The sequence below is a fragment of the Pseudomonas sp. S44 genome (assembly GCF_016624805.1).
Lineage (GTDB): Bacteria > Pseudomonadota > Gammaproteobacteria > Pseudomonadales > Pseudomonadaceae > Aquipseudomonas > Aquipseudomonas machongensis.
Map to the genome: position 1 here is coordinate 38,131 of NZ_JACVTY010000026.1, position 15,432 is coordinate 53,562.

A 15,432-nucleotide genomic window follows, 5' to 3' on the forward strand; every position below is an offset into this window, starting at 1 on the left:
GCAGATCCTACCGAGAATACAGCCATCACTCACAGGAGACCGCGCCATGTTCCGATTCAAAACGCTTGCCACCGCAATAGCAATGACTGCCTCGATCTTCACCCTCGGCAGCAGCTTCGCCGACACCGCCAAGCCGTCGGTGGTCATCGTCCACGGTGCCTTCGCCGACGGCTCGGACTGGGCCAAGGTCGTGCCGCTGCTGCAGGCCCAGGGCATCAAGGTCACGGTGGTGCAGAACCCGCTGACCTCGCTGGCCGAGGACGTCGCCGCGACCCGGCGCGTGCTGAACAACCAGCAAGGGGACGTGGTCCTAGTCGGCCACTCCTGGGGCGGCACGGTGATCAGCCAGGCAGGTACCGACGCCCACGTCCGCGGGCTGGTCTATGTGGCGGCATTCGCACCCGATGCCGGCCAGGCCAGCAAGGACCTGGGCCAGGGCTACCCGACCCCACCCGGCATCAGCCAGATCGCGGCCGACGGCAACGGCTACCTGTACCTGACGCCCCAAGGCATGGCCACCGATTTCGCCCAGGACCTGCCCAAGGCCCAGACCGACATCATGACCGCCACCCAGGGCCCGATCCGCGCCTCGGCCTTCGAGGACCGCACCAGCGCTGCTGCCTGGAGCAGCAAACCGTCCTGGTACGTGGTTGCAGGTCAGGACCGCATGATCGACCCAGGCCTGCAACGCGCCTTCGCCAAGAAGCTGGGCGCACAGACCACCGAGCTGGGCACCAGCCACGTACCCCAGCAATCGCAGCCTGCAGAGGTGGCAAAGGTGATCATCAAGGCCGTCGACAAGGTCGCCAGCACCCGCTGAACGATGGGCGGGCCGGACACCTCCGCCCGCCGTCGGTGACACCCACTGGGCTGGAGCCGTGCAAGGTCGGGAAAGCCTTCGCTCTCCCGCCCTTGGCTCCAGCTATCCAGACTGATGCCCGCCACGAATCTGACTCGAACGCGCCATGACCCGACCACGCGCAGGCTGGCGCCATCCTATTGCGGAGCACCTCAATGACAGACACCCCCGAAACCTCCAACTGGGCCCTGAACGCACAGGTATTTCTCGGCAGGATTCATGCGATTGACCCTTCCGGGCGCCGTAGAGCCCTCTATCCCAGCCTGTTTACCGACGCCGAGGGAGCAAGCATCGGCGGACAAAGCGATTGGCTGGTTGCGGGGAACGAGCATCCTGCCTGCGTAATGCGTTTCCTGCTTCATTCCACAACGCCCAACCGCCTGAACTTCATGATCATGGGCAACGCCGAGCATCAGGACAAGAAGCTCGGCGTCAGCCGCAATGGCTACCTTGGGTTCTACCGCCATGCCTCGGTCGTGGACTATTTCAAGCTTGAGCCCCTGCAGTGGGGCCAGGACAGTCTGTTGTGCCGCTGGCGAGATCATCTTGGCCATCAGGTCAAAGCCCGCAGCGAAGCCCCGGAAGCTTCGGCGCGGTTCAGTTACATGAATGTCCAGATGGGCAATCCCCTGACCTTCCTGGTTGAGCGCATCGCGCACTGATACCTGAGGGGGTCGAACGGCTGACGGCCCAGGGCGATGCACGGGGTAGCTGCCAGGGCAGCAAATTGCGCAGGATCGACGGCAGGTCGAGCTGGGCGAGTCAGTGACCTGCGCGACATGCTTCACCGTTATAGGAACGCTTTCACGCTGCTGCTATCGGTGAAGCAACTGCAGAGTCGAAGGTGTGTATCCGTTCCGGACACGCCCCCAACTCCGCAGGAGATTAAAGACCCATGATCAATGAAGAAATCAAGGCAGTTCTTGCCGCCCCCACCATCGAAGACTTCAACGCCAGAATTTACCTGTTGCAAAACGAAGAAAAGGTGCCGTTACGCTTCAGCCGCCCCAACGAACACCTTGCTTGGGGTGTATTCAACGAAGCGAACTGGCTTCAAGCGGGCGGCATGGGTCAATCACCCTTGTTTTCGATGAAGTTCCTTTCCAAAACGCCCGACCGCCTCTGGTTCAAGCTGATGGCCACAGGTTACGGCGACAACCTTGGACACCTGGGCTTCAGCAAAAATGGTTATCTGGGACTTTATGACTACAACAGCACAACCTATCCCTGGAAGATCGAGCTACTGGATTGGGCAGACGGCTACATGCGCTGCCATCTTAGAGACCATCGCGGCATTCGCGTAGGAGTCTGTAGCGAACATACGGAAATCGAGGGGCACAAGATGCACTATCTGAGCATTCAAGACACCCAACCTGCCGAGTTCGTGATCCATAAGGTGGATGTGCCGGGTATGGTTGAAGGCACGTCCTGGCTACACGTGTATTGAAACGCCTCAACGCATCGTCGCCTAGCTCAAGTACCCCTTGGTTTGGCGCGGGCAGTGGCCTGCGCGACCAAAGGGTCATCTGGCCAGAAATGCTTGGGATACCTGCCCTTCAAATCCTTCTTCACCTCGAGGTAGGTCGAGCGCCAGAAGTTCGCCAGGTCCTGGGTCACCTGGACCGGGCGCCGGGCTGGGGACAGCAGGTGCAGCTTGAGCACTTGCCTGCCGTTGGCAATGCGTGGCGTGTCGGCCTGCCCGAACAACTCCTGAAGTCGAACGGCAAGCACGGGTGGGCGCTCGCTGTAGTCGATACGAATACTGGATCCTGAGGGTACCGCCATCGTCTGGGGTGCCTGGGCATCCAGTTGCTGCGGCAGCGGCCAGGGCAGGAGATTGCGCAGGATCGAAGACAGATCGAGCAGGGCGAAATGGCTGAGCCGGGCCACCTTGCCGACATAAGGGCCCAACCATTCGTCCAATGATTGCAGCAACGTCTCATCCCGCAGGTCGGGCCATTGGCCGACGACACCCGCTTCCTCATCCAGTACCCGCAGCAGCTCCACCCGTGCCTGCCACTGACGAAGATCAGGCGTCCAGGGCAGAAGCTCCAGGCCTTTGCGTCGAACATAGTCGAGCAGCGCCTGCACGCGTGCCTCATCGCTCAGAGACGCCAGGGGCATGCGCGACAGCACGAGCTCGCCAACCTTGGTTTGTCGTTCGGCGCGCAGGGCGCCCTCTCGCTCATCCCAGTCGAGCGCGTCCACCGTACGGACCTGCTCTTTCAGGACGGTGTCGAACAGCGCCGCGTCGAGGTCGGCGGCCAGATAGATCCGCTCCTCCCGCTGGCCCTGTCGGCTGCCCAGGTCCGCGATGGCCAGCCAGGTGTGCTTCATCAAGGCGTCCGGCTCGGTGAACATCGCTGCCCGACCATTGGCCAGGCGATATTCGGCCCCGCCATCACGTCGCTGCTGGGCGACACGGTCGGGATAAGCCAGCGCGAGCAGGCAGCCCACCCAACGTGGATGATGAGGATCGGCGACGGCTTGCGACACAGGACCACGCAGGTAGGATCGATACTGCCGGGAAAGTTGCCTGGCGCGCTGGGCGCCTCCCTGCTCACCGCGCTGGGCACGTTGCTCACCGCTGAGAATGGCCAGCCGGCTGTGCAGGTCAGCGCCCGCGCCACGCTGTATATCCCGCTCTCCCAGCAAGGCCGCGATAGTGCACGCGGTCTCGGCCAGCCCCAGCTCGTGACCTCGCAGCAGAAGATGGGCAATTCGAGGATGGCTCGGCAGCTCGGCCATCGCCTGACCGTGCCGGGTCAGTTGCCCGTCCGCCTGGAGCGCGCCAAGGCGGCGCAGCAAGTCGTTGGCCTGTGCGTACGCAGCCGCAGGGGGTGCATCGAGCCACGCCAGCTCATTCGGCTGGACACCCCACTTGGCCAACTGCAGCGCCAGCCCGGTCAGGTCCGCCTGCTGGATTTCGGCGGTGGCGAAGCCTGCCATCTGATCGTGCTGCGCTTCGGACCACAAGCGATAGCAAACGCCGGGCTCCAGCCGCCCGGCACGCCCTGCCCGCTGGGTAGCGCTGGCCCTGGAGATCCGCTGGGTATCCAGACGAGTCATGCCGCTGCGTGGGTCGAAGCGCGGAACACGCTCAAGCCCGGCATCGATGACCACCCGCACGCCATCGATGGTGACGCTGGTCTCGGCAATGTTGGTGGCCAGCACCACTTTGCGCATCCCCGGTGGCGCTGGGTCGATCGCGGCCCGTTGCTGGTTCAGGTCGAGCTCTCCATGCAACGGGCAAAGCAACGTATTGCGCTTCAGGGATGGGGAGGCATCGAGGCTGTCCTGAAGCCCTGTCAGGACGCGACGGATTTCAGCCTGGCCCGGCAGGAACACCAGCAGGCTTCCCGATTGCTCGGCCAGCGCATCGAGACAGGTGCTGATCACTCGCGGCTCGATGTACTCGCCGGCTTGCTGCGGCTTGCCCCAGATCGTCGTGACCGGGAACATCCGCCCCTCGCTGGTGATGATCGGAGCGTCATTCAGGAGGCGCGACAGCCTTTCTCCTTCGAGGGTCGCCGACATGAGCAGCACTTTGAGCGCCGTATCGTCCCGGAACAGTTCACGACCATTGAGCGTGAGCGCCAAGGCAAGGTCAGCATCGAGGTTTCTCAGGTGGAATTCATCGAAGATCACCAGCCCCACGCCCTCCAACGCCGGATCGGCCTGCAGGCGGCGGGTGAGGATGCCTTCGGTGACCACTTCGATGCGGGTATCCGGCCCGACCTTGCTGTCCAGCCGGATGCGATAGCCGACCGTCTCGCCGACCTTTTCCCCCAACTCGCTGGCCATGCGCTCGGCGGCAGCGCGGGCCGCGAGACGACGCGGCTCGAGCATGACGATACGCTGTCCGGCCAGCCATGGCTCGTCGAGCAGCGCCAAGGGCACACGGGTCGTCTTGCCCGCGCCAGGCGGTGCCTCGAGCACGGCTTCGTGGCGTTCGGCCAGGGCCTGACGCAGGGCGGGCGAGACAGCATCGATCGGTAAAGAATTCATGGTGGTCCTCAAGCTGGCGAGCGAGTATAACGGCGAACCGAGACCGCTTCGTCATGGTCTGAGCATCAGGTGCGGACGTTTTTGCCCGACCTCCTGCAGTCACCTTTCCGGAGATTCACATGCGCATCCATTCCCGCGTCATCGGTGGCGCCCTCATCGCTGCCCTGCTGACCCAACTGACGGCCTGCGGCACCATCCTCTATCCCGACCGTCGCGGCCAGATCGAAGGCAAGATCGATCCGGTAGTCGCCGTCATGGACGCGATCGGCATCCTCTTCTACGTCATCCCAGGCCTGATTGCCTTCGGTGTCGACTTCGCCACTGGCGCCATCTACTACCCTGGCGGCAAGACCGCCCAGGTCGACCCGGCCAAGCTCAAGCCTGCGGTCGATGCCGATGGCAAGATCGATAATCTCAAGCTGCAGGCTATTCTCGAAAGCGAACTGGGCCAGCGCCTGCCCCTGAACGATCCGCGGCTGATCCAGCACCGTGGCAGCGTTGAACAACTGGCCGCCTTCGGCCTGGTCCCGGCCGCCTGAGCGACACCGGAATGACACGCCACGCATGACTGCCACCGCCGAACATCAACGCCTGCTGCGCCTGGCCACCCGTGCTTCGCTGACGGTGGCCAGCATTCTCGTCCTGGCCAAGGCCATTGCCTGGTGGCTGAGCGGCTCGGTGAGCCTGCTCGCGGGCCTGACCGATTCGGCGCTCGATGCCGTCGCCTCCTTCCTCAACCTGCTGGCGGTGCATTACGCCCTGCGCCCGGCCGACGACGATCACCGCTTCGGCCACGGCAAGGCCGAGGCCCTGGCCGGTATGGCCCAGGCGCTGTTCATTGCGGTCAGTGCGGTATTGATCGGATTCCAGGCGGTGGAGCGCCTGCAGACGCCACAGCCGCTGGGCGACACGGGCGCGGGCATTGCGGTGATGCTGCTGTCGCTGGCGTTGACCGTGGCGCTGCTGGCATTCCAGCGCAAGGTCATCCGCATCACCGGCTCCACTGCGGTACGTGCCGACTCGCTGCATTACCGCTCCGACCTGCTGCTCAACGGCAGCATCCTGCTCGCCCTGCTGCTGGCCGGCTTTGGCTGGCCACAACTGGATGCGCTGTTCGGCCTGGGGATCGCGCTGTACATCCTCTGGAGCGCCCTGCAGATTGCCCGCGAGAGTACCTCGATCCTCATGGACCAGGAGCTGCCCGCCGACATTGGCGAACGCATGCAGGAACTGGCCCTGGCCATTCCCGGCGTCAAGGGGGTGCACGACCTGCGTACCCGGGTGTCAGGCAGCCATTGGTTCGTCCAGTTGCACCTGGAACTGCCCGGCGCACTGCCGCTGCATGAAGCCCATGCCCTGTGCGTAAAGGCATCGGAGGCGATCCGCGAGCGTTATCCGCGCGCAGATGTCATGGTGCACGCCGATCCTGTCTAGCGGCGAGAGCACATTTGCTCTGCCTCCCCTGAGCCTCGCCCCTCAGTTGACGCTGTACCCCCGACCGCTCAGGCACGCTGCCAGCGAGCGGCGATAGCCGTTGGCTACATTGGCCGGTGGCGCATAGGTGGCCGTGGCCGGATCGAACCCGGACTGGCTGACGGCCCAGCGATGGCATTGGTAACGATCCTGCTCCTGCTGCTCCGGGCCCTGTCCGTTCGCCGGATAGGCGACGACGTCATAGCCATTGTCCGTCTGAGGCTGGGGTTGCGGTGCATACGCCGGGGCGGACGGATTGACCACCACGTACTCCTGGCTGTCGGGCTGATACTGGTAGTAGGTATCGGCTACCAGGAAGTAGAGTAATCCGCTCAACCACACTTCCTGGGCGTAGGGAGGCAGGTAGTTCACCCGCACGCCATACGGCGGGCGCACCACGATGTAGCCGCCGCTATGCGGGCGGTACCAGTAGCCGCCTGAATAGAAGTAGTCCTGACCGCGGTAAGGCACTTTCCAGTAACGGTCCGGGAAACGGTCCGTGGTGTAGCCAGGGCGGTATTGCGGCCCCGGCCCCCAGCCATTGCCATGGCCGTCGGGTCGGCCCCGCCAGTCACCGCCCGGGCGCTGGCCAGGGCCGCCCGCCTCCCAGTGGCGGATATCGCCGTTGCGGCGCGGAATGTCCTGATAGTAGCCCTGGCGCGGTGGCTGGGTCTGGCGCACTTCGTCACGGGAGTTGAGTGGCGAGCTACCTTGGGCTGGACCGTTGGGCTCCTGCTGGCCATCCCAGCCACGCCCGTCGCCCGGCCCCTGGGCCAGCGCCCCGAGGCTGATGCCCATGCCCAGCAAACCAACACCCGCCCACTGCCAGATGCGTGACCTCATGCTCGTCCTCTCGATAACCACAGCGCTTGATGGCAGCAGTCTAACCTGAGGCAGGGGCAGGCAGATGAAATCCCCCCAGGCACACGAGCAATAAAAAAGGGAGGCCATTGGCCTCCCTTCAGGAATTGTCGTCCGTGCTCGACGCTTGTGACGTCGGCTCACCTCACAGTGTCTTCTGGACGCTGTGCAGCCCGGGGGCCAGGCGATCCGGTTGGATGGCTGGCCGCGACCGCCCGCCTAGGGCGCGTCGCCGTGGACTTGAGTCCGGGCAGTGATTCTGTTGATAAAGATAGAGGAATGGGTGCGGCAGAGGATTGCGAAGATTGCTCTGATAAATAGCACTTGCGCAATTTTTCACTCAGGATTGATAATTCGCCGCAATCTGAACAGAAAAGGCATTCTTGATGAGCAAGCTCGACCGCTACGACCTGAGCATTCTTGCCGAATTGCAGCGCGATGCACGCATTTCCAACCAGGAACTGGCCGAGCGTATCGGCCTGTCCCCCTCGCCCTGCTCCCGGCGGGTCAAGCAGCTCGAAGACGACGGCTATATCTCGCGTCAGGTGGCCCTGCTGGACCGCAAAAAGCTCGGCCTGAGCCTCACCGCCTACGTGCTGATCGGCATGGACCGCCACACCCCCGAGCGTTTCGAGACGTTCGAAGCCGCCATTCGCAACCTGCCCCAGGTGCTCGAGTGCAGCCTGGTGACTGGGATGGACGCCGACTACCAGCTCAAGGTGGTGGTACCGGACATGGACCACTATCAGAAATTATTGCTCGGCAGCCTGACCCGTATCGAAGGCGTCACCAGCGTGCGTTCGAGCTTCGTGCTCAACCAGGTACTGGCCAGTACCGAGATGCCATTGACCCACCTCCGTTAAAACCTGCGATACCCGGCGTATGATCGGGTCTTCAGACTGCCTGGAGCTTTAAAGATGGATCCCGCCGTTTTCGAAGAATGGATGATGATCATCCTGGTCACCGTGCTGATCGGGTTCATGGGCTTCATCGTCTGGGACCTGGCGAAAAAATCCAAGGCCGGGCGCTTCGGCACGCTGATCCTGTTCTTCGTGCTGGGGTTGGGGGTGCTGGCCTTCATCATCAAGAGCGTGGTGGTGGGGTTTCTCGAAGGGGTGTAGCACAGCCCGCGATTGCGCCAGAGCAGCCCTATAGCCGTGCCGGCACCTCGCGCCAGCAGCCCTGCTCCAGCCCATCGAGGCTCCAGTCACCGATCCGGACCCGCACCAGACGCAAGGTCGGTAGCCCCACCGCCGCCGTCATCCGTCGCACCTGGCGGTTGCGCCCTTCGCGGATCACCAGTTCCAGCCAATGGGTGGGAATGCTCTTGCGAAAGCGTACCGGCGGGTTGCGCGGCCAAAGCGCTGGCTCCTCCAGAAGACGTGCCTCGGCTGGCAGCGTCTTGCCGTCGTTGAGTTCGACTCCATCGCGCAAACGCTGCAACTGCTCTTCGCTCGGCTCGCCTTCGACCTGCACCCAATAGGTCTTGGGCAATTTGTGCTTCGGGTCGGCAATGCGCGCCTGCAAACCGCCGTCGTTGGTCAGCAGCAGCAGCCCCTCGCTGTCACGGTCCAGACGCCCCGCGGGGTAGATGCCCGGGATATCGATGAAGTCCTTGAGCGTGGCGCGCCCCTGGTCGTCGCTGAACTGGGTCAGCACATCGAAGGGCTTGTTGAACAGGATCAGGCGAGGCTCGGCCGGCGGCGCCTTGGGCGGGCGACGCGGGCCGGAAGGACGCGCCGCCGGGCGGCGCGGTTTGGAGCGGGGTGGCAGGGGCATGGATCCTCAGCGGAACGGCGGCTCATCGAAGCTGCGCAGTTTACGCGAGTGCAGCGAGTTGAGCTCGGTGCGCAGCAGGTCGAGGGCAGCGATGCCGATCTTCAGATGCTGGCTGACCGCACGGTTGTAGAAGGCGTTCGCCGAGCCCGGCAGTTTGATCTCGCTGTGCAGTGGCTTGTCGGAAACGCACAGCAAGGTGCCGTAGGGCACACGCAGGCGATAACCCTGTGCCGCGATGGTGCCGCTCTCCATGTCCACCGCCACGGCGCGCGAAAGGTTGATCAGCGGGCGCTCCTGGGCCCAGCGCAGCTCCCAGTTGCGGTCGTCGTAGGTAAGCACGGTGCCGGTACGCAGACGCTTTTTCAGTTGCTCGCCGCGCTCGCCGGTCACCTGCGCCGCCGCTTCCTGCAGCGCCAGCTGCACCTCGGCCAGGGCCGGGATCGGGATGTTCGGCGGCACCACGCGATCGAGGATGCCGTCGCGACGCATGTAGGCGTGGGCCAGCACGTAGTCGCCGATGGTCTGCGACTGACGCAGGCCGCCACAGTGGCCGATCATCAGCCAGCAGTGCGGACGCAGAACGGCCAGGTGGTCGGTGATGTTCTTGGCGTTGGACGGGCCGACACCGATGTTGACCAGGGTGATGCCATCACCGTCGGCGGCGATCAGGTGGTAGGCCGGCATCTGGTAGCGATGCCAGACCACGCCAGCCACCAGTGCCTGGGCCTCGCCGTTGTCCATGCCCTTCTCGATCACGACATTGCCCGGCAGCACCATGCGCACGAAGCGCGGATCCTGGCGCAACTGCTCGAGGCCATGGGCGATGAACTGGTCGACATAACGGTGGTAGTTGGTCAGCAGGATCCACGGCTGCATGTGGCGCCAGTCACTGCCGGTGTAGTGCACCAGGCGACGCAGCGAAAAGTCCACGCGGGCGGCGTCGAACAGCGCCAGTGGCAGCGTCTCGGCGCTTTCCCAGTCGTATAGCCCATCGGCGATATTGTCGGTGGCGGCAGACAGGTCGGTGCTGGGGAATACCCGCGCCAACTGCGCAGCGGTGATGCCGCTGCCGGCCAGCTCGTCGCCCTGGTCGACCACATAGGGATACGGGATGTTCTGCTCGCTGACACCCACTTCCACCGTCACGGTGTAGTCGCTCATCAACGGGCGTAGCTGCTCCAGCAGATAACCGCGGAAGGCGGCCGGCTGGGTGACGGTGACGCTGTAGGTCCCGGCGACCTGCACCTTGGCGTAGGCGCGCGTGGTGGCGGCAACTTCGCCCTGGCTGTAGTAGGTGAGGCGCAGGGCCGGATAGCGGAACTGGGCGCGCTGGTCTTCGTCCGGCTCGGTGCGGTCCTTGAGGTAACGCTTGAGGGCCTGGCTGAGGGCCCCGGTGGCCTGTTCATGCAGGGCCGCCAGACGATCGACGGCCTGTTCGGGGGTATCAACGACTACAAACGCTTGGCTCACGCTGGGCTTCCTGTCTTCGAGGGCATGCAGGGTTTCCATCTTGCCTGCCTTCGGCGTTAAAAACACCCCCGGTGGTAAATGGCGACCCCTTCGCGGGTAAACCCGCTGCCACAGGTGCTGCGCTGTATTTGAAACCAGCGGTGAACGTGTGGGAGCGGGCTTACCCGCGAAGAGGCCAACGCAATCAGAGCGGCGTGGCGCGCGCCACCAAGGCCTGGGCATCGACGCCACGCGGCAACGCGCCATACACCAGGCCGCCCGTGCCCAGCCGACTGCCGATAAATGCATCGCTCACCGTGGCATTGCCCGCCTCGAGCAGCAGCTTGGCCTGAATCGCCACGGCGATGTCCTCGGTCAACTGGCGTGCCCGGTACTGGATGTCGCTGGTGTCGGCAAATGCACCCTTGAGGTTGCCGATGTGCGCAGCCAGCCGCGGATCGCCATGGCCATCCCCCAGCTCGACGAACAGGGCCTCGAGCACGCCCGGCTCCTTGGACAGCGCACGCAGCACATCCAGGCACTGCACATTGCCCGAGCCCTCCCAGGTGGAGTTGACCGGCGCCTCGCGGTACAGCCGTGGCAGGATGCTGTCCTCGACATAACCGGCGCCGCCCAGGCATTCGGCCGCTTCGTTGATCATCGCCGGGGCACGCTTGCAGATCCAGTACTTGCCCACCGCCGTGACCAGACGGGCGAAATGCGCCTGCTGCGGATCGTCGAGCTGATCCAGCGCCTGGCCCATGCGCAGGCTCAGGGCCAACGCTGCTTCGCTTTCCAGCGCCAGATCAGCGAGCACGTTCTGCATCAGGGGCTGCTCGCTGAGCAGCTTGCCGCCGACCTTGCGGTGCGCGCAGTGATGAGTGGCCTGGGTCAGGGCCTGGCGCATCAAGGCACTGGAGCCGACCATGCAGTCGAAGCGGGTCATGGCCACCATCTCGATGATGGTCGGCACGCCGCGCCCCTCCTCACCGATCATCCAGGCCAGGGCACCCCGAAACTCGACCTCGCTGGAAGCGTTCGATACATTGCCCAGTTTGTTCTTCAAGCGCTGGATGTAGAACTGGTTGCGCTGATCGTCCGGTCGATGGCGCGGCAGCAGGAAGCAACTCAGGCCTTTTTCGGTCTGCGCCAAGGTCAGGAAGGCATCGCACATCGGCGCCGAACAAAACCATTTGTGCCCCACCAGCTCGTAGGCCTGCCCCGGTCCGGGCGTGCCGATCGGATAGGCGCGGGTGGTGTTGGCACGCACGTCGGTGCCGCCCTGCTTCTCGGTCATGGCCATGCCAATGGTCACCCCGGCCTTGTGCCGGTCACCGATGTTGCGCGGATCGTACTCACGCGCCAGTACCTTGGGTAGCCAGTATTCGGCCAGCTCCGGCTGCAGGCGCAGCGCCGGCACGGCGGCAAAGGTCATGGTCAAGGGGCAGCCGGTGCCGGCTTCGGCCTGGCTATGCAGGTAGGTCATCGAGGCCCGGGCCACATGGGCGCCAGCGCGCGGCTCCGCCCACGGCAGCGAGGGCAGGCCATGCTCGACCGCAGTGCGCATCAGCTCGTGGTAGGCCGGATGGAAGGTCACCAGGTCGATGCGGTGCCCATAACGGTCGTGGCTGCTGAATTCGGGTTTGTGGGCATTGGCCAGGAACCCTGCAGCCATCAGCGGCCCGCCCGCCAAGGCACCATAGGCATCGATCCGCGCCTCGGCCCATCCCGCCCCGAAACGCCTCGACCATTCCTGCAACGGGACATCGAGGCGGTACAGATTGGCGCCGTCGAGCGGCGGCGGCTGGTTGGTGACTTCGTGGGTTTCGGCGTACTGGTGCAGGTTCATGGGCGGCTCCTGGATCCGAAGTGGCCTGGAAGGTCCAGTGAAGCACTCATTACCCATGAGTCAAAGTGGCAAAAGCGCCGATTCTGGTGACCCGACCTACTAAGCCCCAGGCCCGGAAGCCATTCGCCCGGCAGGGGCCTGCACCTGGGCCACGGCCACCGTCATCGCCAGTTCGAAGCGGCTGCCCAGGCCACGCGTCGACTCATGGGACAGGCGCGCGCCGATGAGCTCGCCCAACTGGCGACAGATAGACAAGCCGATACCCAGGCCGCCATAGCGCCGGGTCATGGAACCATCGACCTGGAAAAAGCGCTGGTACAGGATGGCCTGGTCCAGATCGTCGAAACCGATGCCGCTGTCGCTGACCGTCACACTCAGCGCCAGGCTGTCGGGGCCGATCCGGCGACCGCGGGCCTGGATCATCACACCGCCCTGATGGGTGAATTTCAACCCGTTGTCCACCAGGCAGGCGAGGCAGCGGGCAAGCTTTTGCGCATCGCACACCAAGCTGTCGGGCAGGTCCGCAGGCACGTCCAGGCTCAGGTACAACCCCTTGCCCAGGGCCTGCCCGGCATACCCTGCCCGCAGCTCCTGCAACAGTCGCCGAAGGCTGAACGGTGCGCCGTGAGCGCGCAGACGGCCCGCCTGGAGTTCGGTGAGGATCAGGATGTCGTCGACCATCGCCATCATGTCCTGTGCCGAACCCACGGCCGTGCGGTGATATTGCGCCTGCTCGGCGCCCATGGGCAGGGTCTGCATCAGTTCCAGCGAACCGATCACGCCGTTCATCGGTGTGCGAAGCTCATGGGTGACGGTGGCAAGGAATTCATCCTTGAGTCGATTGCTGCGCGCCAGTTGCTGATTGAGCTGCTCGAGTTTTCGGCCGCTGTCACGCAACGCCCGCGACTGTTCCTCGCGCAGGCGGTTGATGCGATCGGCCAGGGCCAGCGACAGCAGCGCTACTTCCAGTGCCGCGCCGATCTGGCTGGCGTACATGGTCAGGAACACGTTGGGCAGGTAACCCAGCACCATCAACGTATTGACCAGCCCGCCGAGCAGAAACGCCGTCCAGGCAATGACGAACCAGCGCGCAACGCGCACGCCACGCCGCCAGGCCATCACACCGACAGCAAACACACTCACCGTGAAGGTCAGCGCCAACGCCGTGGCCATGCGCAGCGCCACGCCATAGGAGAAGCTTACGGCCAGCAGCATCACCAGCACACCCCAGGCCATCAACAGCAACAACAGACGGTCGAACCCCGGGCTGAGGCGACGCACCTGCAGGAAGTGGCGGGTGAACTGGCAGCCGAACAGACCGGCCGCACCGATGAACAATGGCGTGGCGGCGTTGGTCCACCAGGGGCTGTCAGACCAGAAGTAAGCGACCCCGGCACCGTTCACCGAGATCTGATACAGGCCGAACGCACCTATATAAAGGATGTAGTAGAGATAGCTGACATCGCGCACGCTCAGATAGATGAACAGGTTGTAGACCAGCATCACCAGCAGTACGCCGTAGATCATGCCCAGTACGTAGAAGCGCCCCGGCTGCGACTCGATGTAGGCCTCGGCCGACCAGAGGGTCAGCGGCGCCTGCACCGATCCCTGGCTGTGCAGGCGCAGGTAGACCGTGGTGGTCTGCTCGCGGGGCAAACGCAGCTCGAACAGGTAGTTGTTCTGCCGGATCTGCCGACTGGCGTAGGGCAAGGCATCGCCGGTGCGTTGCGCCAGGCGCCATTTGCCCTCCCCGTCAGGCAGGTAGAGTTCCAGGTGATCCAACGGAGGGTAGGCCAGTTCCAGCAACCATTGGCGGGGCGCGGCTGCTGGCAGACCGACAGGACGCAGGTCGAGTTTCAGCCAGAACACCGACGTCGAGTAGCCGGCATTGAGTACGTCCTGGGTGTGCGTGCGAAAGCGCGAGGCGAACGCTGGCGCGCTGACCTGGTCGATGCTGGCGCTGCCATCCACGTCTTCGTAGACCTGCATCAGCTTGCCCAAGGGGAGTTGCCGGGTAGCATCGTCGAAATCGACCGCTCCGGCGAGCAGGGGCAGGCAGCCCAAGAGCACAATCAGCAAATAGCGCATACAGCCCCAGCATGGTCTGCGCGGTTGCGTCGTGATTGCCTCCCATCCCTTTGAGACGACGAAACCCGGCAGCGCCGTTAATAGAGTTATCCGAGCACTCTAGCATAGCCTTGGGAGCCGTCCAGCAGCCACTGTCAATTTGCCATAAAGCGCTCTAGAACGGTAATTTCAGGCATTACCACAGATTCAAGTTGACCAAATGGTCAACTAAATTGCCGCACTCGCCGATTCGCGCAAAGGGGTTTGATGGTAAGCTCGCCGACCATGAATACCTACAGCTCCCGCCCCGTTGTCCTCTGTCTCTCCGGCCACGACCCCAGTGGCGGTGCAGGCCTGCAGGCAGATATCGAAGCCCTGATCGCCCAAGGCTGTCACGCCGCCCCTGCCGTGACCGCACTGACCGTCCAGGATACCGTCAACGTTTCCGACTTCCGCGTGCTCGACCGCGAGTGGGTGCTGGCCCAGGCCAACGCCGTGCTGGCCGACTCCAGCGTGGCAGCGGTCAAGCTGGGCATGCTCGGCTCGACCGAGATGGTCGATACCGTCGCCGAACTCCTCGCCGCGCATCCGCACCTGCCGCTGGTCTGCGATCCGGTGCTGCGTGCCGGTGGTGGCGGCCGCCTGGGCAAGGACGAGGTCGGCTACGCCCTGCGCGAGCGTCTGCTGCCGCGGGCCACCATCGCCACGCCCAACCTGCCCGAGGCACGCATCCTTGCCGAACTGCCGAACGGCAGCGCAGACGAATGCGCAGAGAAACTTCTGCCGTTCTGCGAGCATCTTCTGATTACCGGCGGCCATGGCGACGAGGTGGAAATTCACAACCGTCTGTACAGCCGCAGCGGCCAGCAACACACCTGGACCTGCCAGCGCCTGCCCGGCAGCTACCATGGTTCAGGCTGCACGCTGGCCAGCGCCCTGGCCGGTCGCCTGGCGTTGGGCGAACAGCTCGAAAGTGCGGTGCGCAGCGCCCTGGACTACACCTGGCGCACGCTGCGCGACGCCGAGCAACTGGGCAAGGGCCAGTACGTGCCCCGCCGCCTGCCCCTGGACTTCTGCTCCTGATACG

The 15,432-nt window shown here is 64.2% G+C and carries 14 protein-coding genes; 8 read left to right on the top strand and 6 right to left on the bottom strand.

Going from position 1 to position 15,432, the window contains the following annotated elements; all coding sequences use genetic code 11:
• The first annotated feature begins 46 nt into the window (after nucleotides 1-46).
• The 3 genes from IAE40_RS18760 (at nucleotide 47) to IAE40_RS18770 (ending at nucleotide 2,306) form a co-directional block, all read left to right on the top strand.
• Nucleotides 47-820 (top strand): alpha/beta fold hydrolase, encoded by a 774-nt coding sequence (locus IAE40_RS18760; protein WP_054892840.1) that lies wholly within the window; start codon nucleotides 47-49, stop codon nucleotides 818-820.
• Between the two features lie 194 nt (nucleotides 821-1,014).
• On the top strand, nucleotides 1,015-1,521 hold the full coding sequence (locus tag IAE40_RS18765; protein ID WP_200603681.1) for a hypothetical protein: 507 nt from the start codon (nucleotides 1,015-1,017) through the stop codon (nucleotides 1,519-1,521).
• 233 nt (nucleotides 1,522-1,754) lie between these two features.
• The gene (locus tag IAE40_RS18770) at nucleotides 1,755-2,306 is read left to right on the top strand and encodes a hypothetical protein (protein WP_197892076.1); all 552 of its coding nucleotides are present in this window, start codon (nucleotides 1,755-1,757) and stop codon (nucleotides 2,304-2,306) included.
• Between the two features lie 26 nt (nucleotides 2,307-2,332).
• Here the strand turns inward: IAE40_RS18770 and hrpB are convergent, their stop codons facing one another.
• Nucleotides 2,333-4,867: an ATP-dependent helicase HrpB gene (gene hrpB, locus IAE40_RS18775; RefSeq protein WP_200603682.1), complete on the bottom strand. Its 2,535-nt coding sequence runs from the start codon at nucleotides 4,865-4,867 to the stop codon at nucleotides 2,333-2,335.
• 119 nt (nucleotides 4,868-4,986) lie between these two features.
• Here hrpB and IAE40_RS18780 point away from each other — a divergent pair, with 119 nt between their 5' ends.
• A complete protein-coding gene (locus tag IAE40_RS18780; protein WP_054892836.1) occupies nucleotides 4,987-5,406 on the top strand; it encodes a hypothetical protein in 420 nt (139 codons plus the stop codon).
• A gap of 25 nt (nucleotides 5,407-5,431) precedes the next feature.
• Nucleotides 5,432-6,301, top strand: coding sequence for a cation diffusion facilitator family transporter (locus tag IAE40_RS18785; protein WP_153774467.1), 870 nt, complete (start codon nucleotides 5,432-5,434; stop codon nucleotides 6,299-6,301).
• Between the two features lie 42 nt (nucleotides 6,302-6,343).
• On the opposite strand, the gene IAE40_RS18790 is transcribed toward IAE40_RS18785, so the two are convergent.
• The gene (locus IAE40_RS18790) at nucleotides 6,344-7,183 is read right to left on the bottom strand and encodes a DUF6515 family protein (RefSeq protein ID WP_200603683.1); all 840 of its coding nucleotides are present in this window, start codon (nucleotides 7,181-7,183) and stop codon (nucleotides 6,344-6,346) included.
• 404 nt (nucleotides 7,184-7,587) lie between these two features.
• Here IAE40_RS18790 and IAE40_RS18795 point away from each other — a divergent pair, with 404 nt between their 5' ends.
• Nucleotides 7,588-8,064: an Lrp/AsnC family transcriptional regulator gene (locus IAE40_RS18795; protein WP_016712159.1), complete on the top strand. Its 477-nt coding sequence runs from the start codon at nucleotides 7,588-7,590 to the stop codon at nucleotides 8,062-8,064.
• A 54-nt stretch (nucleotides 8,065-8,118) separates the two neighbouring features.
• A complete protein-coding gene (locus tag IAE40_RS18800) occupies nucleotides 8,119-8,322 on the top strand; it encodes a DUF2788 domain-containing protein (protein ID WP_013974331.1) in 204 nt (67 codons plus the stop codon).
• A 28-nt stretch (nucleotides 8,323-8,350) separates the two neighbouring features.
• On the opposite strand, the gene IAE40_RS18805 is transcribed toward IAE40_RS18800, so the two are convergent.
• From IAE40_RS18805 to IAE40_RS18820, 4 genes are all read right to left on the bottom strand, one after another.
• Nucleotides 8,351-8,980, bottom strand: coding sequence for a pseudouridine synthase (locus IAE40_RS18805; RefSeq protein WP_054892833.1), 630 nt, complete (start codon nucleotides 8,978-8,980; stop codon nucleotides 8,351-8,353).
• A gap of 6 nt (nucleotides 8,981-8,986) precedes the next feature.
• On the bottom strand, nucleotides 8,987-10,489 hold the full coding sequence (amn, locus tag IAE40_RS18810; protein ID WP_200603684.1) for an AMP nucleosidase: 1,503 nt from the start codon (nucleotides 10,487-10,489) through the stop codon (nucleotides 8,987-8,989).
• Between the two features lie 145 nt (nucleotides 10,490-10,634).
• Nucleotides 10,635-12,278: an acyl-CoA dehydrogenase family protein gene (locus IAE40_RS18815; RefSeq protein WP_153774465.1), complete on the bottom strand. Its 1,644-nt coding sequence runs from the start codon at nucleotides 12,276-12,278 to the stop codon at nucleotides 10,635-10,637.
• Between the two features lie 99 nt (nucleotides 12,279-12,377).
• Nucleotides 12,378-14,366, bottom strand: coding sequence for a sensor histidine kinase (locus IAE40_RS18820; protein ID WP_200603685.1), 1,989 nt, complete (start codon nucleotides 14,364-14,366; stop codon nucleotides 12,378-12,380).
• A 264-nt stretch (nucleotides 14,367-14,630) separates the two neighbouring features.
• Between IAE40_RS18820 and IAE40_RS18825 the strand changes: the two genes are divergently transcribed.
• Nucleotides 14,631-15,428 carry a hydroxymethylpyrimidine/phosphomethylpyrimidine kinase gene (locus IAE40_RS18825; protein WP_065861613.1) on the top strand — a complete coding sequence of 266 codons (798 nt, stop codon included), beginning with the start codon at nucleotides 14,631-14,633 and terminating at the stop codon, nucleotides 15,426-15,428.
• Nucleotides 15,429-15,432: the final 4 nt, after the last annotated feature.